General features: G+C 61.3%; 18 protein-coding genes and 1 tRNA gene. 3 read left to right on the top strand and 16 right to left on the bottom strand.

Annotation, left to right across the window (positions count from 1 at the left end; genetic code table 11):
• Positions 1 to 48: 48 nt before the first annotated feature.
• From AB4N53_RS23795 to ptsP, 4 genes are all read right to left on the bottom strand, one after another.
• Positions 49 to 1,590: an alkaline phosphatase D family protein gene (locus tag AB4N53_RS23795; protein ID WP_460123917.1), complete on the bottom strand. Its 1,542-nt coding sequence runs from the start codon at positions 1,588 to 1,590 to the stop codon at positions 49 to 51.
• Positions 1,591 to 1,765: 175 nt separating this feature from the next.
• Positions 1,766 to 3,499, bottom strand: coding sequence for a PTS fructose-like transporter subunit IIB (locus AB4N53_RS23790; RefSeq protein WP_460123913.1), 1,734 nt, complete (start codon positions 3,497 to 3,499; stop codon positions 1,766 to 1,768).
• Positions 3,500 to 3,510: 11 nt separating this feature from the next.
• Positions 3,511 to 4,452, bottom strand: coding sequence for a 1-phosphofructokinase (pfkB, locus tag AB4N53_RS23785; RefSeq protein ID WP_460123910.1), 942 nt, complete (start codon positions 4,450 to 4,452; stop codon positions 3,511 to 3,513).
• Positions 4,452 to 7,313, bottom strand: a complete 2,862-nt coding sequence (gene ptsP / locus AB4N53_RS23780) for a phosphoenolpyruvate--protein phosphotransferase (protein WP_460123907.1) — start codon at positions 7,311 to 7,313, stop codon at positions 4,452 to 4,454. The genes pfkB and ptsP overlap by 1 nt, the downstream gene beginning before the upstream one ends.
• 305 nt (positions 7,314 to 7,618) lie before the next feature.
• Between ptsP and cra the strand changes: the two genes are divergently transcribed.
• Together cra and AB4N53_RS23770 are read left to right on the top strand one after the other, a co-directional pair.
• Positions 7,619 to 8,614 (top strand): catabolite repressor/activator, encoded by a 996-nt coding sequence (cra, locus tag AB4N53_RS23775; RefSeq protein ID WP_310408073.1) that lies wholly within the window; start codon positions 7,619 to 7,621, stop codon positions 8,612 to 8,614.
• A 3-nt stretch (positions 8,615 to 8,617) separates the two neighbouring features.
• Complete coding sequence (locus AB4N53_RS23770) at positions 8,618 to 9,394, top strand: TatD family hydrolase (protein WP_460123902.1); 777 nt, start codon at positions 8,618 to 8,620, stop codon at positions 9,392 to 9,394.
• 124 nt (positions 9,395 to 9,518) lie between these two features.
• Here AB4N53_RS23770 and AB4N53_RS23765 read toward each other — a convergent pair whose 3' ends face one another.
• The 4 genes from AB4N53_RS23765 to AB4N53_RS23750 form a co-directional block, all read right to left on the bottom strand.
• Entirely contained in the window at positions 9,519 to 10,208 is a 690-nt protein-coding gene (locus AB4N53_RS23765) for a methyl-accepting chemotaxis protein (protein WP_370695133.1), read from the bottom strand.
• Positions 10,209 to 11,758: 1,550 nt separating this feature from the next.
• Positions 11,759 to 12,598 (bottom strand): regulatory signaling modulator protein AmpE, encoded by an 840-nt coding sequence (ampE, locus tag AB4N53_RS23760; protein ID WP_460123899.1) that lies wholly within the window; start codon positions 12,596 to 12,598, stop codon positions 11,759 to 11,761.
• Entirely contained in the window at positions 12,595 to 13,155 is a 561-nt protein-coding gene (gene ampD / locus AB4N53_RS23755; RefSeq protein ID WP_460123896.1) for a 1,6-anhydro-N-acetylmuramyl-L-alanine amidase AmpD, read from the bottom strand. Before ampD ends, ampE begins: the two co-directional genes overlap by 4 nt.
• Positions 13,156 to 13,219: 64 nt before the next feature.
• Positions 13,220 to 15,397 carry a DUF1631 domain-containing protein gene (locus tag AB4N53_RS23750; RefSeq protein WP_460123893.1) on the bottom strand — a complete coding sequence of 726 codons (2,178 nt, stop codon included), beginning with the start codon at positions 15,395 to 15,397 and terminating at the stop codon, positions 13,220 to 13,222.
• 266 nt (positions 15,398 to 15,663) lie between these two features.
• On the opposite strand from AB4N53_RS23750, the gene nadC reads away from it, so the two are divergent.
• On the top strand, positions 15,664 to 16,512 hold the full coding sequence (nadC, locus tag AB4N53_RS23745; RefSeq protein ID WP_056782879.1) for a carboxylating nicotinate-nucleotide diphosphorylase: 849 nt from the start codon (positions 15,664 to 15,666) through the stop codon (positions 16,510 to 16,512).
• Positions 16,513 to 16,592: 80 nt separating this feature from the next.
• On the opposite strand, the gene AB4N53_RS23740 is transcribed toward nadC, so the two are convergent.
• From AB4N53_RS23740 to nusA, 8 genes are all read right to left on the bottom strand, one after another.
• Positions 16,593 to 16,892, bottom strand: a complete 300-nt coding sequence (locus AB4N53_RS23740; RefSeq protein WP_076565788.1) for a DUF6388 family protein — start codon at positions 16,890 to 16,892, stop codon at positions 16,593 to 16,595.
• A gap of 229 nt (positions 16,893 to 17,121) precedes the next feature.
• Positions 17,122 to 17,197: transfer RNA gene (locus AB4N53_RS23735), tRNA-Thr, on the bottom strand.
• A 196-nt stretch (positions 17,198 to 17,393) separates the two neighbouring features.
• Complete coding sequence (pnp, locus tag AB4N53_RS23730) at positions 17,394 to 19,499, bottom strand: polyribonucleotide nucleotidyltransferase (protein WP_460123889.1); 2,106 nt, start codon at positions 19,497 to 19,499, stop codon at positions 17,394 to 17,396.
• A gap of 204 nt (positions 19,500 to 19,703) precedes the next feature.
• Positions 19,704 to 19,973: a 30S ribosomal protein S15 gene (rpsO, locus tag AB4N53_RS23725; RefSeq protein WP_016771751.1), complete on the bottom strand. Its 270-nt coding sequence runs from the start codon at positions 19,971 to 19,973 to the stop codon at positions 19,704 to 19,706.
• A gap of 142 nt (positions 19,974 to 20,115) precedes the next feature.
• The gene (gene truB, locus AB4N53_RS23720; RefSeq protein WP_024011571.1) at positions 20,116 to 21,033 is read right to left on the bottom strand and encodes a tRNA pseudouridine(55) synthase TruB; all 918 of its coding nucleotides are present in this window, start codon (positions 21,031 to 21,033) and stop codon (positions 20,116 to 20,118) included.
• Positions 21,034 to 21,037: 4 nt separating this feature from the next.
• Complete coding sequence (gene rbfA / locus AB4N53_RS23715; RefSeq protein ID WP_016771753.1) at positions 21,038 to 21,439, bottom strand: 30S ribosome-binding factor RbfA; 402 nt, start codon at positions 21,437 to 21,439, stop codon at positions 21,038 to 21,040.
• A gap of 159 nt (positions 21,440 to 21,598) precedes the next feature.
• Positions 21,599 to 24,124 (bottom strand): translation initiation factor IF-2, encoded by a 2,526-nt coding sequence (gene infB / locus AB4N53_RS23710; RefSeq protein WP_041477933.1) that lies wholly within the window; start codon positions 24,122 to 24,124, stop codon positions 21,599 to 21,601.
• A 27-nt stretch (positions 24,125 to 24,151) separates the two neighbouring features.
• On the bottom strand, positions 24,152 to 25,633 hold the full coding sequence (nusA, locus tag AB4N53_RS23705; protein WP_024011569.1) for a transcription termination factor NusA: 1,482 nt from the start codon (positions 25,631 to 25,633) through the stop codon (positions 24,152 to 24,154).
• Between the last annotated feature and the right edge of the window lie 2 nt (positions 25,634 to 25,635).

Here is a 25,635-nt window from a genome sequence, read left to right as displayed (position 1 = left end):
AAAAAATCAAAGTCAAAAGATCGCGGCCTTCGGCAGCTCCTACAGAGATCAAACAGGCTGCAATTTCTGCTCAAACACCGCCACCCCATCCAGATCCCGCAACACCACACTCATCTCGCCGCTCTGCCCTTCGATATTCACCTCGCCAAAAAACTGAAACCCGGCAAACGGCGAGGTGTTCTGTGCGGGCGGTGCTTTCTCGAACACCACCTCTGGCCCAAACGTCTTGTCCAGTGGATTCGGCCCGAAACTGCCGGCATTCAACGGCCCGGCGACGAACTCCCAGAACGGTTCGAAATCCTGAAACGCGGCGCGGTCCGGGTGGTAGTGATGCGCCGCGCAGTAGTGCACGTCGGCCGTCAGAAACACGAAATTGCGCACCTGCTGCGCGCGCAGAAAGCCGAGCAGTTCGGCGATTTCCACTTCACGTCCCTGCGCTGGGCCGGGGTCGCCGTTGGCCACGGCTTCCCAACGCGCAACGCCTGGGCTGACCTCGCCGTCCGGGACGCCAAGGCCGATGGGCATGTCGGCGGCAATGACTTTCCACTGCGCCGTCGACGCCTTCAATTCGCGCTTGAGCCAGTCCAGTTGCTCGCGGCCGAGAAACGGTTTTGCCGCGCCAAGGTTGTCGTCATTGGCTTCGCGATAGCTGCGCATATCCAGCACAAACACGTCGAGCATCGGCCCGTAACTGAGCTTGCGATAAATACGCCCGCCGCCGTCCGCCGCTTGCAGACGCATCGGCGCATATTCGAGCCACGCCTGCCGCGCGCGGCCGACCAGTTTGTGGATATCTTTCTCCTGATAACGCTCATCCAGTTGCTTGCCCGGTGACCAGTTGTTGACCACTTCGTGATCGTCCCACTGCCAGATCTGCGGCACTTCGGCGTTGAAGCGGCGGATGTTTTCGTCCATCAGGTTGTAGCGATAGTTGCCGCGATAATCGTCGAGGGTCTGCGCGACTCGGCTCTTGGCTTCTGTGGTGATGTTGCGCCAGATGCGCCCGCTTTCGGTGTTCAGTTGCGCGGGCACCGGGCCGTCGGCGTAGATGGTGTCGCCGCTGTGGATAAAGAAGTCCGGCAGGCGCAGGCGCATGGCTTCGTAGATACGCATGCCGCCGATGTCCGGGTTGATCCCGAAGCCCTGGCCGACGGTGTCACCGCTCCAGACAAAACGAATGTCGCGTTTTGTCGTTGGCACGCTGCGCAGATGGCCGAACCACGGTTCGCTGGCGACGCCGCTCTGGGCATCTTCGAAGTGCACACGATAGAAAATCGCCTGGTTGGCCGGCAGGCCGGTGAGTTCGACGCGGGCGGTGAAGTCGCTGCGCGCATCAGCCAGTGGCGAGACGAATTTGCGCGGGTTGCCGAACAGGCTGCCGGTGTCCCACTCCACCACCATGCGCGCCGGGCGATCGCTGCGGCTCCAGATCATCGCGCGGTCGCCGAGCAGGTCGCCGGACTGCACGCCGTCGGTGAGCTGCGGACGATCCTTGACCGAGGCAATCACCGCCGGCGCCAGCCCCGGCAGCAACAGCCCGGCACCGACCGCTTGCATGACGCGACGCCGGCCGAGGTTGAAATCGCTCATGGTGTTCTCCCTGCAAAAGGGAAAACTTAAGCACGGGTGTATGAACCCGCTATGACAATGCAGACTCCTGTGGGAGCGAGCCCGCTCGCGAAAGCGTCCTGCCAGTTACCACATCTTCAGCTGGCACTCCGCTTTCGCGAGCAGGCTCGCTCCCACAGGGATTTGGTGTTGTCGGTCAGGCCTTGGCAGGTTCCAGCGCCAACTCGACAGCCTCAGGCCGTTTGAGCAGCGCATACACCACCGCCGTGACCAGGCTCCCCGCAACAATCGCCAGCAGATACAGCAGCGCATGGTTGATCGCATTGGGGATCGCCAGCACGAACAAGCCGCCGTGCGGCGCCATCAGTTTGCAGCCGAAGTACATCGACAAGGCACCGGTCAGCGCGCCGCCAGCGATGCTCGCCGGGATCACCCGCAGCGGGTCTTTCGCGGCAAACGGAATCGCTCCTTCGGAGATAAAGCACAGGCCCAGCACGAAAGCCGCTTTGCCGGCCTCGCGTTCAGTCTGGGCGAACTTGCGCCGGGCAATGAAGGTGGCGATGCCCAGACCAATCGGCGGCACCATGCCGGCGGCCATGGTCGCGGCCATCGGTGCGTAACTCTGCGAGGCCAGCAGCCCTACCGAAAACGCATAGGCAGCCTTGTTGATCGGCCCGCCGAGGTCGACGCACATCATGCCGCCGAGCAACACACCCAGCAGAATCGCGTTGGTGGTGCCCATGCTGTCGAGGAACTGCGTGAGCGCGGCGAGCATGCCGGCGACCGGTTTGCCGACCACGTAAATCATCACCAGGCCGGTGACCAGACTGGCCAGTAGCGGAATGATCAGAATCGGCTTCAGCGCTTCCAGGCTCTGCGGCAATTTCACATAGCGGGCGATGGCTTTGGCGGCGTAACCGGCGATGAAACCGGCAATGATCCCGCCGATGAATCCAGCGCCCAAGGTGCCTGCGAGCAAGCCGCCGATCATCCCCGGCGCGAGGCCCGGGCGGTCGGCGATCGAGTAGGCGATGTAACCGGCGAGCAGCGGCACCATCAGCTTGAACGCGGTTTCACCGCCGATCTGCATCAGCGCCGCCGCCAGCGTGCCCTCTTCCTTGTACGCGGTGATGCCGAACACGAAGGACAGCGCAATCAGCAAACCACCGGCCACTACCATCGGCAGCATGTACGACACACCCGTGAGCAGGTGCTTGTAGACGCCGGTTTTCTCGGACTTGGCCGGAGCCTTGCCGTCGCTTGCGGCGCTTTCTACAGCGCCTTCAGCCAGGGCTTTTTTCAAAGTCGCTTCGGATTGCTTCAGCGCAACGCCCGTGCCGCAGCGATAGATTTTCTTGCCAGCAAAACGCTCGGTGGCGACGTCGATATCTGCCGCCAGCAGCACTACGTCTGCCTCGGCAATCGCCGTTGCGCTGAGTGGTGTTTTCGCGCCGACCGAGCCTTGGGTTTCGACCTGCAATTCATAGCCCAGGCGCTTGGCAGTCTGCTGCAACGCTTCGGCGGCCATGAAGGTGTGGGCGACGCCGGTCGGGCACGCGGTGATAGCAACGATGCGCGGCGCACGGGGCGTATCGATCGCCGGTTCGACTTCACTCGCCACGTAGACTTCGGCTTCTTCAGCACCGCGACGCAGCACCGCTTCAACATCCTGCAGCGCTTGCGCCGGAGCAATCTGGAACACGCGTTTGCCGACGAAGCGACTCATGTCCACCGCGCCAGTGGTGACCAGCAAGACCCACTCGGCGGCTTCGATGGTCGCCGCCGACAATTCGCGTTCCGGGTGCGCCGGATCGACCACTTCAACGCTGGTGCTCCAGCCCTGACGCTGCGCCGCTGCATCGAGCAGACGCGCGCACAGCACACTGGTGACCATGCCGTTCGGGCAAGCCGTAACAATGGCTAACTTCATGACAAACCCTCTTATTGTTCTGTCAGGGGGCGCACGCGCACGCCCTGTTCGAGCTGCGCCAGTTGCGCAGCGTCGTTGATGCCAAAACCGATCTGCGTCACCGCCATCGCCGCAATCGCAGTGGCGGTGCGCAGGGTTTGCTCGGGGGTGTCGGCGCTGAGCAGACCGTGGAGCATGCCGGCCAGCAAGGAATCGCCGGCACCGACCGTGCTGGCTACGCTGACCTTCGGCGGCGAGGCATGCAGAGCCGAGCCGACACTGAACCAGTTCACACCGTCGGCGCCGTGGGAAATCACCACGTGCTCGATGCCTTGCCCGTGCAAACGTGCGGCGGCTTGTGCTTCGGCGATCGGCGAGACCACTTCGCAGCCGAGGGCGTGGGCCAGTTCTTCGGTGTTCGGTTTGATCAACCAGGGGCTGGCCTGCAACGCCGCGCGCAAGGCCTCACCACTGGAATCGAGGGCGACTTTCAAGCCGAGCGCGTTCAACCTTTCAATCAGCTCGCGCAACCACTGCGCCGTGACGCCGCGCGGCAGACTGCCGGCGACCACCACTGCATCGTGCCCCGGTGCGATCTGCAGCAAGCGATCAAGCAAGGCTTGCTGCGCCGTTGCATCGACCACCGGCCCCGGGCCATTGATGTCGGTGATGCGCCCATCCTGTTCGGCGACCTTGATGTTGCTGCGCGTCTCGCCCGGCACGCGGATGAACGCGTCGACAAAACCACGCTTGGCGAACAGGGTTTCGAACGCTTGTTGATTGTCTTCGCCGAGAAAACCGCTGACGGTGACCTGATGGCCGAGGTCCGCCAGCACTTGGGCAACGTTGACGCCTTTGCCCGCAGCGTGGGTGTGCATTTCCTCGCTGCGATTGACCTGACCGGCATCCAGCCGTGACAGCTCGACGGTGAGGTCGAGTGCCGGGTTGAGGGTCAGGGTGAGAATCTTGGCCATTACAGGGCCTCCACTAATGCGCGCACTTCATTCGCGCTGCCCACGGCCAGGGCCTGTTGAGCAAGGGTTTGCGCCTGGGTCAGGCTGAGTTCACGGATGCGCGCCTTGACTTCGGCAATGCTGCGCCCGGACACGCTGAGTTCGTCGACACCGAGGCCGACCAGCACCGGCACCGCCAGCGGGTCGGCCGCCAGTTCGCCGCAGACGCCCACCCATTTGCCGTGGGCATGGGCGGCGCGCACGGTGATGTCGATCAGTTGCAGGACCGCCGGGTGCAAGCCGTCAGCTTGCGCCGACAGCGTCGGATGACCACGGTCGATGGCCAGGGTGTACTGCGTGAGGTCGTTGGTGCCGACGCTGAAGAAATCGACTTCCTTGGCCAGCACTGGCGCGAGCAACGCGGCCGACGGCACCTCGATCATGATCCCCAATTGCAGATCAGCGACCGGAATTTCCTCACGCAGACGCTCGGTCATGTCGCGGGCCTGGCGCCACTCTTCGACGCTGCCGACCATCGGGAACATGATCCGCAGCGGACGGTTGTCGGCCGAGCGCAGCAAGGCACGCAGTTGCGCTTCCATGATCTGCGGCCGCTGCAGGGTCAGGCGAATGCCGCGCACACCGAGGAACGGGTTTTCTTCCTTGGCGATCGGCCAATACGGCAGCGGTTTGTCGCCGCCGACGTCGAGCGTGCGTACCACCAGCGGTCGCCCGGCCAGACCATCAAGGACGCGACGGTATTCGGCCTCTTGGGTCGCCTCGTCCGGCGCCTGCGGGTGGGCCATGAAAATCAGTTCGGTGCGCAGCAGACCAATGCCTTCGGCGCCCTGCTCCACCGCGCTGGTCACCCCAGCGCTTTCGCCGATGTTGGCGAACACTTCAACGGCGTGGCCATCGGTGGTGTGCGCCGGTTGATGGCGCTGTTCGGCGGCAATCTTCAGGCGTTGCTCGCGGCTGTCGCGTTCTTCGGCGGCACGCTTGAGTGTCGCAGCATCGGCGTCGACATGCAGACGCCCGCGCTGGCCGTCGAGCAGCAATGGCGTGCCCGGTTCGAGCAGCAGCACCGCCGCACCCGCACCGACCAACGCCGGAATCCCGAGCGCGCGGGCAACGATGGCGCTGTGCGCGGTAGCGCCGCCGCGCGCGGTGAGAATCCCCGCCACTCGCGCAGGGTCCAGACGCGCGACATCGGACGGGCCGACTTCGTCCATCACCAGAATGTACGGTTGCTCAGGTTCGTTCGCGGTCTGCACGCCACACAACTGCGCCAGCACGCGACGGCCGATGTCGCGCAGATCGGCGGCACGCTCGGCGAGCAAAGCGTCCTGCAGCGATTCCTGCTGTTTGGCCGCAGCTTCGATCACCGCCATCCACGCCGCTTCGGCGCTCTCGCCTTGCTTGAGGCGGGTGTCGACTTCGTCGGTCAGATCCGGGTCGTCGAGCATTTCCTGGTGAGTGATGAAAATCTCGCGGATCGCCTTGGCCTTGCTGCGTTCGATCAAGCCCTGAATGTCGCGGCGCACGTCGCTCAGCGCTTGCTTGAGGCGCTCGCGCTCGATGGCCGCCGACTCGCCGCGCAACGGGTAATCGATGGCTTGCAGCACCTGAATGTGCGCCGGGCCAATAGCGATGCCCGGTGCGGCGGGAATCGCTTGCACCAGGCTGCCGGACGCCGGAGCGACCAGCACTTCAGCGATGTCGGCGATCACTTCGCGCTGCTGACTCACGGCCGGCAGCGGCTCGACCTCTTCACCTAGGCCTTCTTCAATCGCCGCGAGCAACGCCGGCAAGGCATCGGCGGCGATGCTCGGTTCGGCGATCAGCTCCAGCACCTGACCGCGCCGGGCGCCGAGGCTGAGCAGTTTGCTCAGGCTTTTCACCGATACGGCGCTGTCCTGGCTGTCGACGATGCGCACGCGAATTTCGCCGTCAAAACTCTTCGCCAACTGCGCAAGAATCTTCGCTGGGCGTGCGTGCAGACCGTGGGCATTGGCCAAGGCGATGCGCGCACTCGGCCAATCGGCAGGCAGTTCGCCGCCAAGTACTTCAAGGACTTTACGGCTGCTGGTGGCGCGGCCCAGTTCGTGGCCGCGACCTTCGATCAGCAACGCGCACAAACGCTCGAGCAGCGCCTGATGCGCTTCGCCCAGACTCGCCAGGCAGAACAGTCCGCTGAGCGGCTGGCCGAGGTAGCGCATCGGTTTGTCCGGGGTGACGAATGCCAGCCCCGGACGCTTCACGGTCTGCTCGCTGTGCAACCACCACAGGCCGTCGCCCAGTGGCAGCGCTTCAACCTGCTGCAACACGCCGGCAAAGCCGTTGCTCACACATTCCGCCTGACGCAGCAGACGTGCGCCGCGCCAGACCAGTTCTTCGAAATCATCGGCCGACACGCCGAGGCCGATCATCTGCGCGTCCAGCGCCAGTTCCTGCGGCGCGCCTTGCAACAGTTTCAGCAGCGCTTCGGGGGAGCTGGCGCGACGCAGGGCCTGGCCCAGATCGGTCTCGCCGAGGGCGCGGGTCAGCAGTTGCAGCAGGCGCAGGTGTTCATCGGATTTCGCCGCGATGCCGATCGCCAGATAAACGATCTGGCCATCGCCCCAGTCGACACCATCGGGAAACTGCATCAGGCGCACGCCGGTGGCGAATACCTGATCGCGGGTTTCTGGAGTGCCGTGGGGAATGGCGATGCCTTGACCGAGAAAGGTCGAGCCCTGGGCTTCCCGGGCCTGCAGGCCGGCGAGGTAACCGTCGGCCACCAGACCGTCGGCGACCAGATGACTGGCCAGCAATTGCAGGGCAGCGGGTTTATCCACGGCCGACTGGCCCATGGATATCTGCTCTATAGTGAGCTCGAGCATGCGATCTCCTTTTTGGCGCAGTTCAACGCCAGGTATTGTTTTGAATGGTTCACAGCTTAGGCGCTCTGCCGCGCTTTTCAGCGGCAGTTTTGGCGGTTTCACGGCAGGACCGGCCAAAGGCGCCCAAAACGTAGAAAATACGCTTGCTGAAACGTTTAATCTAGATTGATCGGCACGTTACTCGATAATGTCTCATCCTTGAAGTCCAACTGGTCGGATCTGCCTAGGCAATAAGTCGGCTGCCCTTATCGGGTAGGATTGGCGAAAATGTCGCGGCATGCTCGAAAAAACAAGGAAATACCGGGTTGAAACTCAGTGATATCGCGCGGTTGGCCGGCGTCTCCGTCACCACCGCCAGCTACGTCATCAACGGCAAGGCCGAACAGCAACGCATCAGCAACGCGACCGTCGAGCGCGTGCGCGCGGTGGTCGATCTGCACGGCTTCACGCCCAATCCGCAAGCGGCCGGCCTGCGCAGTCGGCACACGCGCACCCTGGGCTTTATCCTGCCGGACCTGGAAAACCCCAGTTACGCGCGGATCGCCAAGTTACTCGAACAAGGCGCGCGGGCTCGCGGCTATCAATTGCTGATCGCCAGTTCTGACGATGCGCCGGACAGCGAGCGCCAGTTGCTGCAACTGTTCCGCGCGCGCCGATGCGATGCGCTGATCGTTGCCAGTTGCCTGCCCGCCAGCGACGACAGCTACCGCCAGTTGCAGGCCAAGGGTCTGCCGATCATCGCCATCGACCGGGTCATGGAGCCGGAGCATTTCTGCTCGGTGATCAGCGACGACCGCGAGGCCAGCCTGCACCTGACCCAGAGCCTGCTCGATCCGCAGCCCAAGCAGATCGTGCTGCTCGGCGCACGGCCGGAGCTGAGCATCAGCCAGGAGCGTGCCGCCGGTTTCCGCGCAGCACTCAACGATTTCAAAGGCGAGGTGCTGGTCGAGCACGCCGAGTCGTTCAGCCGTGAGTGCGGCAAGCAATTGATGGAAGAACTCCTGCAGCGTCTGGGGCATTTGCCTGACGCACTGGTGACCACTTCCTACGTGCTGCTGCAAGGCGTGTTCGATGCGCTGCATGATTTCCCGCTGAAATCGCGGCCGCTGCGCCTCGGCACCTTCGGCGACACGCAGTTGCTGGATTTCCTGCCGCTGCCGGTCAATGCCATGTCCCAGCAACACCAGTTGATCGCCGACAAGGCCCTGGAACTGGCGCTGGCCGCCGTCGAGCAGGACGACTACCAACCGGGCGTGCAAGCCATTGCGCGGACCTTCAAGCAGCGTATTCATCGGGACTGAATCGTGGAGCTGATCGACAGCCACACTCACCTCGACTTCCCCGACTTCGACGCCGATCGCGCCGAGTTGCTGGCCAAAAGCCGCGCCCTCGGCGTGCGGCGCATCGTCGTGCTGGGGGTGCATCAGGGCAACTGGCAACGGGTCTGGGACCTGGTGCAGAGCGATGCCGACTTGTACGCGGCGTTCGGTCTGCACCCGGTGTTTCTCGATCAGCATCGGTCCGAGGATTTGCATGCGCTGGGGGACTGGCTGACGCGATTGCGCGGGCATCGGCAGCTGTGCGCAGTGGGCGAGATCGGCCTCGATTATTTCATTGAAACCCTGGATCGCGAGCGCCAGCAATCGTTGTTCGAGGCGCAGCTGCAACTGGCGGCGGACTTCGAGTTGCCGGCGCTGATCCACGTACGCCGCAGCCACGCGGCAGTGATCGCCACGCTCAAACGCTTCAAGCTCAAACGCGCCGGCATCATCCACGCCTTCGCCGGCAGTCGTGAGGAAGCGCGAGAATACCTCAAGCTCGGTTTCAAACTGGGTCTTGGCGGTGCACCGACCTGGCCGCAGGCATTGCGCATGCATCGGGTCCTGCCGGAACTGCCGCTGCAATCGGTGGTACTGGAAACCGACTCACCAGACATGGCCCCCGCGATGTTCCCCGGCCAGCGCAACAGCCCGGCGCATTTGCCGGCGATTTGTGCGGCGCTGGCCGAGCTGATGAATATCACGCCTGAACAACTCGCCGCCGCCAGCACCGCCAACTGCTGCGAAGTCTTCGGCTGGTAACACGTACCCGTGTAGGAGCTGACGAGTGCAACGAGGCTGCGATCTTTTGACTTTGCATTTGAAGATCAAAAGATCGCAGCCTCGTTGCACTCGTCAGCTCCTACGGGGGGGGACGGTGTCAGGTTCAGACGCGGAAGGCGCTGATCAGTTGTTTCAGTTCCACGACCTGGGCAGACAGCGCGCGGCTGGCATCTTCGGTCTGGTGTGCGCCTTGTGCTGTGCGTTCGCCGGCACGGTTGATCTCGACGATGTTCTGATCGATGTCGTGGGCCACCGCCGTTTGCTGTTCGACGGCAGCGGCGATCTGCTGGTTCTGGTCGACGATCATGCCCACTGCGCCAAGAATATTTTCCAGGGCCTGCTGGACCTTCTCCGACTGGCCCACCGTGCCGTTGGCCATCTGATGACTGACGCCCATGGCCTTCACCGCCGCGCCGACGCCACCGTGCAGCTTGGCGATCATCTGCTCGATCTCCTCGGTCGATTGCTGGGTGCGCTTGGCCAAGGTGCGCACTTCGTCGGCGACCACGGCAAAACCGCGCCCCTGCTCGCCGGCCCGGGCCGCCTCGATCGCGGCGTTGAGCGCCAGCAGGTTGGTTTGTTCGGCGATGCTCTTGATCACCTCAAGCACACGGCTGATCGACTGGCTGTCGCTGGCCAGTTGATTGATCACCAGCACCGACTGATCGATTTCGCTGGCCAGCGCGGCAATGCTGCCCTGCTGCGATTCCACCAGCCCGCGACCGCTCAGGGTTTCGTCGTTGACGCTATGGGCGCTGCTCACCGCAGCGGCGGCACTGCGCGCGACTTCCATTGAAGTTGCCGACATCTGGTTCATCGCCGTCGCTACTTGTTCGATTTGCGAACGCTGCCCGGCGACGGCCTGATTGCTCTGCGCCGACACGCTTTCCACTTGCCCGGCCTGACGCTCGACTTCGCCAACCGTGTGGCCGACGCGTTCGATCAAGTCGTGAATCTTCTTCACCGTGCCGTTGAACACCTCGCCCAACTCGCCCAGTTCATCACGGCTGCTGGCCTTGAAGTTGACGGTCATGTCACCGGCCGCGACCTTGTCCATCATCGCCCCCAGGCTTTTCAGAGTGGTGCGGGTCGAGGCGTAGAAACCGCCATAAAGATAGAAAATCAGCACGAACACCACCGACAGCGCAGAGGCTTGCAGAATCATGTGCGTACGGTTCTGCGCCAGGCGCTGCTGCAACTGGTTGTCGAGAAATTTCAGCGTGGCCTGATTGAGCTGATAGGTGTGTTCCATCAACCCGGTGACCTGATCGTAGAATGCCTGCCACGGCGCATCGAGGGTGTCAGCCATCACCACTTGTTCTTCGAACAGCTCGCTGGCCTGCTTGAGCGAGGCCTTGCTGCTGTCAGCCTGAGCACTGAGCGATTCGCGTGCAGCGTGGCTGGAACCGAGGGCGTCCTGCAGTTTCAGAGCGTACTCGGCCTGAAGTTTTTCGATCTGCACCAGCAACTCGTCGAAACGCGTGCTGGAGGAACTGTTGAGAAAGCCCTGGCCCAGTGAATACGAACCCATTGCCCGGCCTTCGCCGAGGGTCTGCGTGACGCTGGGGGTAATCAGCGTCACCAGTTCGCTGAGCTGGCGAATATCGCTTTGATTATCGCGACTGAGGCCGGCCTGACTGGTGATGATCTGGCTGAAAATCTGCGCACTGGCCAGCAACTTGCCGATCAACGCGCTTTTGCTTTGCAGCGAGCTCTCCACTTGCTGGGCCTTGAACGCGGCGATCATTTCATCGCGTTTGGCCTCGAACTGCTTGATCTGCTCCGGGTCCTCGGTCATCGCCGCCAGCCCTTCCAGGCGCGCGAGCACGGCTTGCTCGAGCGTCTGGATCTGCGCTTCGACATTGCCGGCCTTGCCGGACTGGCCGAGGGTGACGTCGATCTGCACCAGATTGTTCAGGGTCTCCAGATCGCGACGCAGGGTCAGGCTGCTGCCGAGCAGGTCAAGGCTCTGCAGTTCGACGCGGGTGCCCTGAAATTCGCGATAGGAGTCGCGCACCAGATAGAAATTGGTCACCAGCATCGGCACCAGGAACAGCACGCTGATCAGGCTGAACTTCATGCCGAAGCTCAGACGGTTCATCAGCGAGACGGCGGGATAGAGCAAGCTCTTCACTGGAAGTCTCCCTTGGTTTTTCTTGTTTTTATTGGCAGGCGCGGGACGAGAGCAGATAGCCACTATCGGGCGCTATCTCTGTATAGCGTAAATCGGCGGGAGGTTTTGTAACTTAAGGTTAATGGCAATGCAGTGATCGCCATATCAAAAGCAAAAAGATCGTCCGAAGGCTCGGGCCGCGATCGGACGATCTTTTGATCTTGCTGTAATCAGTGAACCAGAACCGTCCACAAGGCAAACCCGGCATACCACAGCACCGCCGCGCGCAGCAGCAGTTCCCACAGGCAGTCGAGGGTGTTGATGCCGTCCGGGCCGACCACTGGCGGTGGAACTTCCCCGGCTGCCAGGCCGACCTTGTTGATCAACTGCGCAGCGCTGATGTTCCAGTTCAGCAGCTCATGCAGCATCACCCGGCTGACCGCGACGAAGTTGCCGACCAGCGCCAGGCTCGCCGCCAGCAAACGCACCGGCACCCAATCGAAAGCATGGCGCAACTGCGCAGCACGCTCGACCAGCGCCGGATTGCTGGCGTGCTCTTCGGCCAGCGCCAACAGGCGATACGCCAGTGCCGCCACGGGACCAAGCAGGAAGTACCAGAAGATCACCGCAAAGAAACTCTGATACGCCTGCCACAGCAGATGCCCCTGCACTTGCTCAAGCAATTGCTCACCGCTGTCGGCGCAGATATTCAGGTCGCGCTTGGCCACGTGCGCCGCCGCTTGCAGATCCTCACGGCGCCAGGCATCGCGGAACGGCCCGAGGCCGCCGAGCAGATCGCCACGCCCGAGGCTGTAAATCACCACCAGCAAATGCACCGGCAGCGCCAGCAGACCGTAAGCCACCGGTTCCAGTACCAGCAGCAACAGCGCCAGCAACGCCACCGGGAACAGCACCAGAATCGTCAGCACCAGCCACGGTCGCTTGGCCAGCCGATTGCTGTTTTCGAGTTTGTGCAGCTCGCGGATCCATCCGCCGTCGCGTTGAAGCCGATGGCGCAGGGCCGAAAACTTCTCGATCCACACCGCCAGCAGTAACACCAGAAAACTCATTGTCCTTCCTCTTTTGCCAGGGCTGCGCGGTAGCGTGCCCAGTCGAATGCCGGTCCCGGATCGGTCTTGCGCCCCGGAGCGATATCGCTGTGGCCACAGATACGCTGATCGGTGATCGCCGGAAAGCGTTTCTGCAACTGCCGGGTCAGCGCAGTCAACGTGCGATATTGTTCGTCGGTGAACGGCAGATCATCGGTGCCTTCCAGCTCGATGCCCACGGAAAAATCGTTGCAGGTTTCACGGCCTTCGAACACCGAAACACCGGCATGCCACGCCCGCGCAAGACAGGAGACAAACTGGGTGACCTTGCCGTCACGTTCGATCAGAAAATGCGCCGAGACGCGCAGGTCAGCGATGCCTGCAAAATAGGGGTGTTCGGTGACATCCAGACAATTCTGGAAAAATTCCTGCACCTTGCCCGTGGCGAATTGCGCCGGCGGCAGGCTGATGTTGTGAATGACCAACAGGGACACTTCGCCCGCCGGGCGCTCATTGAAGTTGGGCGACGGGCAGATCTGCACGCCATGACACCACCCGCTCGCGGGATCCAACTGCATACCGATTCCTTCAACGCCGACCATGTGGGCGCCCAGTATGCCGCGATCCGCCCCCGACGCGCGATCACTTGCCGCGATTGAGTCGCCGCAGGTCGCCGAGCACCGATTCCAATGCGCGGTCGAACAGCAAGGTGTCATCCAGCGCACGCGCGGCGCCTCGGCTGAAAGCCAAGGCGAGGTCGGTGCGGCTGTGCTCCAGCACTTTCGTCCCGGTGCGGTCGACGAAGACATATTTGCCGGTCTCTTCGATGATCGCGGCGAGTTTGCAACGCAAGCTCTGTTCGTCGTCGGCGTCGAACACCACCCAGTGGCCCACACGCAACTGCTCGACCTGAGACAGGCCGGCTGCGTCTTGCGCCAGGCGCGGCGCCGGGGTGGCTGCTGTCTGCTCGGCGCTGTGCTGCAAGACCTCGGGCGTAACTTCGATCAGCGGCGTAACGCTGTGCTCGGCGTCGTCGGAACGCTCCAGCACGCGTACGTGCAGAGCCTCCAGTTCACTGAAAAATTCGCTGGTGGCAAACGGGTCGAACGCGGTACTGCTCAGGCCATCGCGCAACGACTTGAGCAAACCCGGGACCAACGCCAGCAGGCGCAGGCTGGATTCGCCGTCGTCATGGCGCTGCACGCTCCAGACCAACTGTTCCATGGTCTGCACGTCGGCGTGCCATTCGGCGGACTGATCGCCATGCTTGAGGCAGGTCAGCAACAGCACTTTGCTCCAGGCCTGCTGGACGAAACCGACCACCGTCGCCGGCAGCACTTTGCCCAGTAGCGCCTGTTGTAACGCCTGCGCGACGCGCAGCTGAGCCAGCTCGGCCTTCGCCCGGCCTTCCTCGGCGTCCCGCAAGCGTTGTTCGAGCAGTTCAGTGCGACGGCGTTCTTCCTGGGTGAAGGCGAGGAAGTCGGCGAGCAGTTCGGAGAAGATCGCCGGGTCGTCGACAAATTCGCTGAGCAAGCGCTGCACCACTTGCTCGATGCGCACGTAGAGGCTGTCGCGCTCAGCGCCGTCGCAATCGCTCCAGCCCATTGCGGCCTCGGCGATTTCGTTGAGCAAGCGCCGCGCCGGGTGCGTGCTGCGGCTGAAGAAACTCTTGTCCAGCACCGCAACCTTGAGCATCGGAATCTGCAATCGGGCGATCAGCGCCTTGAGCGCATCGGGCACATTGCGATCGTCGAGGATGCAGTCGAAAACCATGGCGATCAGGTTGATCACATCTTCGTCGGCGGTCGCGACGACGCGGGAGCGGCCACTCCTGACGCTGACCCGGGTCAGCAGTTGCTCGAGCTGATGGCGCAGATCGAAATCTTCCTGAGCCTCGAGCGCAGGTACGTATTGCTGCAAGTGCGACAACAAACGCAGCAGGTCGCGGGTGTTGATCGGATGCGCCGGGGCGCCGGGCTCCAGGGTCGGCGTGACGCGGCCGCGTACCTGGGCGAGCAATTGCTGCATCGCGGCGAACACCTCCTCGATGCCTTCGTCCGCTGGCGGCTCGTCGAGATCTTCAATCAATGTGTCGCTGTCCGCAGGCTCGACCATGCGACGGGGTATGGCGGGTTTCAGATGTGGCAATACGCCGGTGGCGAGCAACAACTGATTGGCCTCGGCATACAGCTGCTCGGTGTCGGCCAGCACATAGCGTTCGAAAAGCTTGAGCAGGATCAGCTTGACCTTGATCTCGACGCCAAGGTTACGCCCGGCCTGCAGGAAATATTCGCAGAGCATCGCCGGGCTGAGGGGATTGTGCTGATCGTCGAGACGCTTACCGAGCATCGAGCTGAACCGTGCGGTCAGTTGATCGAGGGCAAAGCCGTCGCGCTTGAGCACGCGGCTGACCATGGTCTGCACGGCCACGGTCCGCTCCATGGCATCGGTGCGCGGCGCCGACTCTTCGACCACCGGGGTGCGTGGCAGGGTATTGGCGGCGGGGTCGTATTGGGTAAGGCCGGCGAAGGCTTCGAAGAACAGTTCAAGAAAGCCGCGCTCGATATTCTTGCGCTTGAGGCGCAGGTCGCGCATGGCTTCGAAAAAGATGTTCTGATCGACGTCGTTGCGCGCCCGGTCGGCCATTTCGAACAGCGTGTCGTCAGCGTTATCGAACAGCTCCTGCAAATCGTGGCGCAGCTGCTGCGCAGCCTTGTCGCGAACCTGCAGCAGAATCACCGGCAAGCGGGCAAGCGGCGAGTGGTCCGCCAGATCGGCAGTCGCCCGGTGCAAAGGCACCACTTTCCCGTCGTTGCGCATCCTGGCCTCCTGGAACGGTGATTCGGTTCGTCGCTTTGACACTGCCCCAGCGGAGTCGTTCGTCAAAGCCATGACGTCAAATACAAGGCGGATTATCTGGCAAAAGAGGCCGGCGATGCTATAGGTCTCAGGGTTTCCCCTATACGCCATGCGCCTCGAACTCAGCGCAGGAAAATCGACCAGATGCGTCAGGCATGCGCGTTCTCGCCTTGGGTTGGCTCGCGCCCTGCCCCTATAATCGAACCACTTTGTTTGTGGAGTCCGTTATGCCGAATCTACGTCTCGCCGATCTGACCGCCGAAATCGAAAACAACGTGCGTCGTGCGTTGCTCGAAGACGTCGGCAGCGGCGACATCACCGCGCAACTGATCCCGGCCGAACGCCTGGCCAAAGCCACCATCATCACCCGCGACGACGCCGTCATCTGCGGCACCGCGTGGGTCGATGCGGTGTTCCGCCAGCTCGATCCGCGCGTGGCGGTGCATTGGCAAGTGGTCGACGGCCAGCGGGTCAAGGCCAATCAGCCGCTGTTCCACCTCGAAGGCCCGGCTCGCTCGTTGCTGACGGGTGAACGCAGCGCGTTGAACTTCCTGCAGTTGTTGTCCGGCGTAGCGACGCGCGCGCAATACCTGGCGGACTTCGTAGGCGAAACGCAGGTCAAGTTGCTCGACACCCGCAAGACTCTGCCCGGCCTGCGTATGGCGCAGAAATATGCGGTGACCTGCGGCGGCTGCCACAACCATCGCATCGGCCTCTACGATGCCTTCCTGATCAAGGAAAACCATATCGCCGCCAGCGGTGGCATCGCCGAAGCCGTGGCCGCCGCGCATAAAATCGCCCCGGGCAAACCGGTGGAGATCGAAGTGGAAAGTCTTGAGGAGTTGCAGCAGGCGCTGGAAGCCGGCGCCGACATCATCATGCTCGACGAACTGAGCCTGGACGACATGCGTGAAGCCGTACGCCTGACCGCCGGCAAAGCGAAACTGGAAGCCAGCGGCGGCATCAACGAAAGCACGCTGCTGCCGATCGCCGAAACGGGCGTGGATTACATTTCGATCGGTGCGATGACCAAGGATGTCAAAGCGGTGGACCTGTCGATGCGACTAAGCCTCTAAACGCAGCGGCAAGCTACAAGCTACAAGCCAAGCGAATCTGCTTTGACTTGCAGCTTGTAGCTAGAAACTCGCAGCTGCTCTTATACGACGAGATTATTCATCTCGCAGTACTCTTCCCACTCGACACCCAATACTTCCGCCGCTTCCTTGTGCAGCACGAGGCGCTGCGCCTCGAACTCCTCCGGCGTGCTCGTGTACTTGAGGGTCAGCTCCCACGGCTGCAAGCCCTGCGCTTCGGCTTCGTCTTCGAAGGCCCACTGGATCTGGTCTTTCTGATCATCGGGACTCAGGTCCTTGATCTCATCCTTCAGGTCCGGCACATCCAGAAGGTATTTTTCCAGCGCTTGTTCGTGGCGTTGTTCTTGGGTCAATTCAGTCATGGGGTTCTCGCTGATCTTAGGAATGGAGGATGGATCTGGATCATCAAGGATCTCTCTGACGCGGACTGGCCGGCCTTCGGAACCATTCGGGATCATCTGAAAACTGCTAAGCGATGCTCTTGCAGGCACCGAATATAGGACGTTTGCATGACGAATTACACGGCTCTTTACATCTCTTGCACAAAAAGCTGACCTGCGGAACATGAATCGACGTGTCGCGCTGAGGAGCTGGTGCCCGAGACAGGAATCGAACCTGCGACCTTCGCGTTACGAGTGCGCTGCTCTACCGGCTGAGCTACACGGGCGGTGGGCTAAACCTAGCACCGGTTTTCACAAAAGCAAAGATCGCAGCCTGCGGCAGCTCCAACATGAACGGGTTATCACACCGCTTCTGTAGGCACTGCCGAAGGCTGCGATCTTTTGACTTTTACTTCACGCAAAAAAATGCCCCCGCCGTTTGCACGGCGGGGGCATCTTCATTGCGCTAAAGCGTTGGGGTGATTAAACGCCCGAAGCCTTGGCAGCTGCCACGTCTTTGATGGACAGCTTGATACGGCCGCGGTTGTCCACGTCCAGTACCAGCACTTCCACTTCCTGGCCTTCTTTGAGGATGTCGGTGACTTTCTCTACGCGAGCGTCGCTCAGCATCGAGATGTGTACCAGACCGTCCTTGCCCGGCAGGATGTTGACGAACGCGCCGAAGTCGACGATGCGCTCAACCTTGCCGACGTAGATCTTGCCGATCTCGGCTTCTGCAGTGATGCTCAGAACGCGCTGACGAGCAGCTTCTGCGGCATCCTTGGTTTCGCCGAAGATCTTGATCGAACCGTCGTCTTCGATGTCGATCGAAGCCTTGGTTTCTTCGCAGATCGCACGGATGGTCGCGCCACCTTTACCGATAACGTCACGGATTTTGTCGGTATCGATCTTCATCGCGATCATGGTCGGAGCGTTGGCCGACAGTTCGGTACGCGACTGGCCAATGATCTGGTTCATCTGGCCGAGGATGTTCAGGCGCGCTTCAAGGGCCTGGCCCAGAGCGATTTCCATGATCTCTTCGGTGATGCCCTTGATCTTGATGTCCATCTGCAGCGCGGTAACGCCTTTGGCGGTACCGGCTACCTTGAAGTCCATGTCGCCCAGGTGATCTTCGTCGCCGAGGATGTCGGTCAGGACGGCGAACTTCTCGCCTTCTTTAACCAGACCCATCGCGATACCGGCCACCGGCGCCTTCATCGGTACACCAGCGTCCATCAGCGCGAGGGAAGCACCGCATACGGAAGCCATCGAGCTCGAACCGTTGGATTCGGTGATTTCCGACACTACGCGGATGGTGTACGGGAACACGTCAGCGGCTGGCAGCATGGCCGAAACCGAACGACGGGCCAGACGGCCGTGACCGATTTCGCGACGACCGGCGCCACCCATGCGACCACACTCGCCTACCGAGAACGGCGGGAAGTTGTAGTGCAGCATGAACGGGTCTTTCTTTTCGCCTTCCAGGGTGTCCAGCAGTTGCGCATCACGGGCGGTGCCCAGTGTTGCAACAACCAGTGCCTGAGTTTCGCCACGGGTGAACAGTGCCGAACCGTGAGTCTTCGGCAGAACGCCGACTTCGATGTTCAGCGGACGTACGGTGCGGGTGTCGCGACCGTCGATACGTGGCTTGCCGTTGACGATGTTTTCGCGAACGGTGCGGTATTCGATTTCGCCGAAAGCTGCTTTGACTTCAGCAGCGCTAGGCTGGCCTTCTTCACCGGACAGCTTGGCAACCACTTGATCCTTCAGCTCACCCAGGCGAGCGTAACGGTCGGCCTTGATGGTGATGGTGTAAGCCTGGGAGATCGCTTCGCCGAACTCGGCGCGGATAGCGCCCAGCAGTGCGGTGGCTTCTGGCGCAGGAGCCCAGTTCCAGGTTGGCTTGGCGGCTTCGGCAGCCAGTTCTTTAACAGCGTTGATCACAACCTGGAATTCGTCGTGAGCGAACAGTACCGCACCCAGCATCTGGTCTTCGGTCAGCTCTTTGGCTTCCGATTCAACCATCAGCACGGCGTCGGAAGTACCGGCAACGACCATGTCCAGGCTCGAAGCGGCCTGCTGCTCGTAAGTCGGGTTCAGCAGGTAGCCGGTGCTTTCGTGGAAAGCCACGCGAGCGGCGCCGATCGGGCCGTCGAATGGAATGCCGGAAATGGCCAGGGCAGCCGAGGTACCGATCATCGCAGCGATGTCCGGATCGGTCTTCTTGCTGGTGGAAACGACGGTGCAGACAACCTGCACTTCGTTCATGAAGCCTTCTGGGAACAGCGGACGGATCGGACGGTCGATCAGTCGGGAAGTCAGGGTTTCTTTCTCGGAAGGACGGCCTTCACGCTTGAAGAAACCGCCAGGGATCTTACCGGCAGCGTAAGTCTTTTCCTGGTAGTGCACGGACAGAGGGAAGAAGCCCTTGCCCGGATCGGCTTGCTTTGCACCGACAACAGTCACCAACACGCTGACGTCGTCGTCAACGGTGACCAATACTGCGCCGGAGGCCTGACGGGCGATACGGCCTGTCTCGAGGGTAACGGTCGATTGACCGAACTGGAATTTTTTGATTACCGGGTTCACGGTGTCCTACCTTCTTTGTGGCTCTTGGGGGAAACGGTTTCTTGCGAATTCTTGGGCAATCTCGGGAATCGGCCCGATGGCAATTGTCCGGGTGCTACAGGTAAAGCCATGCTGCAGATAAAACTTGAGGCTGGGAGCCTGCAAGGCGCCAGCGGAGAACCGCTGACGCCCGACAGACCACCAACCTCATAGCGCAATCGCTGATTAGCGACGCAGACCCAGGCGAGCGATCAGCGCGGCGTACCGGCTTACGTCCTTGCCTTTCAGGTAGTCCAGCAGCTTGCGACGCTGGTTAACCATGCGGATCAGACCACGACGGGAGTGGTGATCTTTACCGTTGGCCTTGAAGTGACCTTGCAGTTTGTTGATGTTGGCGGTCAGCAGTGCAACCTGCACTTCTGGCGAACCAGTGTCACCAACAGCTTGCTGGTAGTCAGCAACGATTTGAGCTTTTTCTTGAACGTCGAGAGCCATGAGGCAATCCTTCCTTATCAGGAAACTGTTTCAGGGAAACAGCTTCAACAGGCCAGGGACAAATCCCTGTATCTATAAATGAGTAGTGACCATGCCTGTTAACAGCCACACTCGCCGGCCCGCTTGCGCAGACCGGTTCCGGTCATTCTGACCGAATCAAGCGACGCGGCGCGATGCGCCCGTCTTCGCTCACTTCACCGATACCGATGAAGCGACCATTGTGATCCTGTACCCGCACCATGCCGAATTTCGGCGCATCCGGGGCACGCACCGGCTGGCCGTTGAGCCAGTAGAACGCGCTCGCTTCGGAAAAATGCAGCAGCGGCCAATCCTGCAGCCCGCTGTCCGATGGCATCAGGAAACGGTCAACCGCTTCGTTGCCGCCTTCGGCATGTACCGCTTCCAGCTCTTCGAGGGTCACGGTCTGTGCCAGGGTGAAAGGCCCGGCCTGGGTCCGACGCAATTCTGCGACGTACGCACCACAACCGAGTTGCTCACCGATATCCTCCACCAGGGTTCGAATATAGGTGCCCTTGCTGCAGTCCACCGCAAGCCGCGCAGTATCGCCTTCGAAGGCCAGCAATTCCAAGCGCGCAATAGTAACAGAACGCGGTTCGCGCTCCACTACTTCGCCTGCACGTGCCAGTTTGTACAGCGGCTGGCCATCACGCTTGAGTGCCGAGTACATCGGCGGTATCTGACTGATTTGCCCACGAAATTTCGGCAGAACCGCTTCGACATCGGCGCGACCAACGGTCACCGGACGCTCCTGCAAAACCTCACCTTCGGCATCGGCCGTGGTGGTGGTCTTGCCCAGTTGCGCCAGGGTTTCATAGCCCTTGTCGGAATCGAGCAGGTACTGCGAGAATTTGGTCGCCTCGCCAAAGCACAGCGGCAACACGCCGGTGGCCAGCGGGTCAAGGCTGCCGGTGTGCCCGGCCTTCTCGGCATTGAGCAGCCAGCGCACCTTCTGCAAGGCAGCGTTGGAGGTGAACCCCAACGGCTTGTCGAGCAGGATGATGCCGCTGACGTTACGACGGATACGTTTGACCTGAGCCACCGAATTACTCCTTGGTGTCTTCAGGGGCTGGAGCGGCAACGTGCTGATTGTCTTCAGCGACGGCGCGCTCGATCAGCGCCGACAGGTGCGCACCACGCACGACGGATTCGTCGTAGTGGAAGTGCAGTTGCGGCACGCTGCGCAGCTTCATTTCGCGGGCCAACTGCATGCGCAGGAAGCCTGCGGCGGCATTGAGCACCTTGATGCTTTGCGCGATGTCTTCAGCGTTGTCCTGGCCCATCACGGTGATGAAAATCTTCGCGTGACCGACGTCACGGGACACTTCCACAGCGGTGATGGTGACCAGGCCGACGCGCGGGTCTTTGACTTCGCGACGGATCAGTTGCGCCAGCTCGCGCTGCATCTGATCGCCGATACGTTGGGTACGGCTGTATTCTTTTGCCATGATTTGTTACCTGTTACTGCCCAGCGGTGAAACCCGCAAGGTCTGAAAGCGGCAAACGCCCGGCCTGACAAAAGCCAGACCGGGCGTTGCGTTTAGAGTCCGGACGCTGTGCCGCGCATTTGCATGCTACGGCCCATCGTGGCCCTTGAAGTGCGCGAGTCAGAGGCTGCGAGCAACCTGAACCTTCTCGAAGACTTCGATCTTGTCGCCGACTTTGACGTCGTTGTAGCTCTTCACGCCGATACCGCATTCCATGCCGGCACGTACTTCGGAAGCGTCATCCTTGAAGCGGCGCAGGGATTCCAGCTCGCCTTCGAAGATAACGATGTCTTCACGCAGTACACGGATCGGACGGTTACGGTGCACGACACCTTCGATCACCATGCAACCGGCGATCGCGCCAAACTTCGGCGAACGGAACACGTCACGCACTTCGGCCACACCCAGGATGTTCTCGCGAACATCGCTGCCGAGCATACCGGTCAGGGCTTTCTTGACGTCTTCGATGATGTCGTAGATCACGTTGTAGTAACGCATATCCAGACCTTCCTGCTCGACGATCTTGCGAGCGCCGGCATCGGCACGCACGTTGAAGCCGAACAGTACAGCGTTGGAAGCCAGTGCCAGGTTGGCGTCGGACTCGGTGATACCACCGACACCGCCACCCACGACGCGCACTTGAACTTCGTCGTTGCCCAGGCCATTCAAGGCACCGTTCAACGCTTCCAGCGAACCACGGACGTCGGATTTGAGGACGATGTTGAGCGTCTTCTTCTCGGCCTGACCCATGTTTTCGAAGATGTTTTCCAGCTTGCCGGCGTGAGCGCGAGCCAGTTTGACCTCGCGGAACTTGCCTTGACGGAACAGAGCCACTTCACGGGCTTTCTTCTCGTCGGCAACCACGCTCATCTCGTCGCCAGCGTCCGGGGTACCGTCCAGGCCGAGGATCTCGACAGGGATGGAAGGACCGGCTTCCTTGATTGGCTTGCCGTTCTCGTCGAGCATGGCACGTACACGGCCGTAGTTCGAACCGACCAGAACCATGTCGCCTTGACGCAGCGTACCGTCCTGAACAAGCACGGTTGCCACCGGGCCACGACCCTTGTCGAGACGCGATTCAACCACCACACCACGGCCAGGAGCCGATGGAGTAGCTTTCAGCTCGAGAACTTCGGCCTGCAGCAGAACGGCTTCAAGCAGCTCGTCCACGCCAGTACCCATCTTCGCCGAAACCGGAACGAATGGTGTGTCGCCACCCCAGTCTTCGGAAGTCACGCCGTGCACCGACAGCTCGCTGCGGATGCGATCGAGATCGGCGCCCGGCTTGTCGATCTTGTTCACTGCAACCACCAGCGGCACGCCAGCTGCCTGAGCATGCTGAACCGCTTCGATGGTTTGCGGCATCACGCCGTCGTCCGCTGCAACCACGAGGATCACGATGTCGGTCGCCTTGGCACCACGGGCACGCATTGCGGTAAACGCGGCGTGACCCGGGGTATCGAGGAAAGTGACCATGCCGCGATCAGTCTCAACGTGGTATGCACCGATGTGCTGGGTGATACCGCCGGCTTCGCCAGCAGCTACCTTGGCACGACGGATGTAGTCGAGCAGGGAAGTCTTACCGTGGTCAACGTGGCCCATTACGGTCACGACTGGTGCACGGGAGAACGACTCACCTTCAAACTTCAGGGACTCGGCCAGGGAATCTTCCAGAGCGGTGTCGCTGACCAGGGTCACTTTGTGGCCCAGTTCTTCGGCTACCAGTTGAGCAGTTTCCTGATCAAGCACCTGGTTGATGGTCGCTGGGGTACCCAGTTTGAACATGAACTTGATGATTTCAGCCGCTTTGACCGACATCTGGTTGGCCAGATCGCCAACCGTGATGGTCTCGCCGATCTGCACATCACGCACGACAGGGCCGGTCGGGCTCTGGAAACCGTGGGCGTTGCGCTTCTTCAGCTTGGCCTTGCCGCGACCACCACGACGGAAGCCATCGCTTTCTTCGTCGGTAGTGCGTGGCGCCACACGTGGCGCCGGGGCTTTTTCTTTGACCGATGCGCGATGCGGAGCGTTTTTGCGCTCGCCATCACCGCCACCGCTGCGACGATTGTTATCGTCGGCACGTGGCTTGTCCGGACGGCGCTGTTCGTTCTGCTTGTTGCGAACGTCAGCCGATGGAGCAGGAGCAGCAGCCACCGGTGCGCTTTCGCGAACAGGTTCGGCAGCAGCCGGCGCCGCAACGGCATCGCTGGCAGCGGTTTGCGCAGCAGCAGGCTGGCGACGCGCTTCTTCTTCGGCGCGTTGCTTGGCTTCTTCTTCAGCCTTCTGACGGGCAGCATTTTCTACTGCGCGACGCTCATCCAGTTCACGCTTGCGCTCGGCTTCGATTTCTTCCGGGCTACGCTGTACGAAAACTTTCTTCTTGCGAACTTCAACGCTGATGCTCTTGCTACCAGCCACACGCAGGGTGCTGGTGGTTTTACGCTGCAGCGTGATCTTGCGTGGTTCTTCCACTTTCGCCTTGTGACTGCTCTTCAAGTGAGTCAGCAGGGATTGCTTCTCACTGTCAGTCACATTTTCGTCGGCGGCGGTGTGCGGCAGACCTGCCTCACGCATCTGCTGCAACAGGCGCTCTACCGGTGTTTTGACCTCATCGGCCAGTTGTTTCACCGTGACTTGCGTCATGCACTTCTCTCCTCAGGCCGCGCCTAATTACTCGAACCAGTGGGCTCGGGCGGCCATGATCAACTTGCCGGCACGATCATCGTCAATGCCGTCGATGTCGAGCAGGTCGTCAATAGACTGCTCGGCCAGGTCTTCGCGGGTAATTACGCCGCGCACCGCCAGTTCCATCGCCAAATCCTTGTCCATACCCTCAAGCGAGAGCAGGTCTTCGGCCGGATGGGCGTCTGCCAGCTTTTCCTCAGTAGCGATGGCTTTGGTCAACAAGCGATCCTTGGCGCGAGCACGAAGCTCGTTGACGATGTCCTCGTCAAAGCCGTCGATGTTGAGCATCTCCTCCACCGGTACGTAGGCAATCTCTTCCAGGCTGGTGAAGCCTTCATCTACCAGCACCTGAGCCAGTTCTTCGTCGACTTCCAGCTCGTCGATGAAGTTGCGCAGGATGTCGCCGGTTTCTGCTTGCTGCTTAGCCTGGATGTCCGATTCGGTCATCACGTTCAGGGTCCAGCCAGTCAACTGGCTGGCCAGACGCACGTTCTGACCACCGCGACCAATGGCCTGAGCCAGATTGTCTGCGCCAACGGCGATGTCCATGGCATGGGCATCTTCGTCAACGATAATTGCCGCAACCTCGGCCGGGGACATGGCGTTGATCACGAACTGGGCCGGGTTGTCGTCCCACAGTACGATATCAACACGCTCACCGCCCAACTCACCCGATACCGCCTGGACGCGCGAACCGCGCATACCGATGCAGGCACCTTGTGGGTCGATGCGCTTGTCCTTGGAGCGGACGGCGATCTTGGCGCGCGAACCCGGATCACGGGAGGCGGCCATGACCTCGATGAGGCCTTCAGCAATTTCCGGCACTTCGATACGGAACAGCTCGATCAGCATTTCCGGCGCGGTTCGCGACAGGATCAGCTGCGGGCCGCGGTTCTCGGTGCGGATTTCCTTGAGCAGCGCGCGCAGACGCACGCCGACACGGAAGGTTTCGCGAGAAATAATGTCTTCACGGGCCAGCAACGCTTCAGCGTTGTTGCCCAGATCGACGATCACGTTGTCGCGGGTAACTTTTTTCACGGTGCCGGAGATGATTTCTCCCAGGCGCTCGCGATAGGCGTCGACCACTTGAGCGCGCTCGGCTTCGCGAACTTTCTGCACGATGACCTGCTTGGCAGTCTGTGCAGCGATGCGGCCGAACTCGATGGACTCGATTTTCTCTTCGACGACGTCACCGACCTTGGCGCCAGGATGCGTTTCGGCAACCTTGCTTGGCCAGGTCTCGATGGCCGGATCGTCGAGATCATTCTCTTCGACGACCGTCCAGCGACGGAATGTTTCGTAGGAACCGGTGTGGCGGTTGATTTCCACACGCAGGTCCACTTCGTCTTCGAACCGCTTTTTGGTAGCAGTGGCCAGAGCCAGCTCCAGCGCTTCAAAAATTACGCTTGCCGGTACACCCTTTTCATTGGATACCGACTCAACAACCAGCAGTACTTCTTTGCTCATCG

It is taken from the genome of Pseudomonas sp. H3_E04, assembly GCF_054668915.1.
The sequence above is the reverse complement of the archived record's forward strand: the minus strand, read 5'-3'. Positions and strand labels throughout refer to the sequence as shown.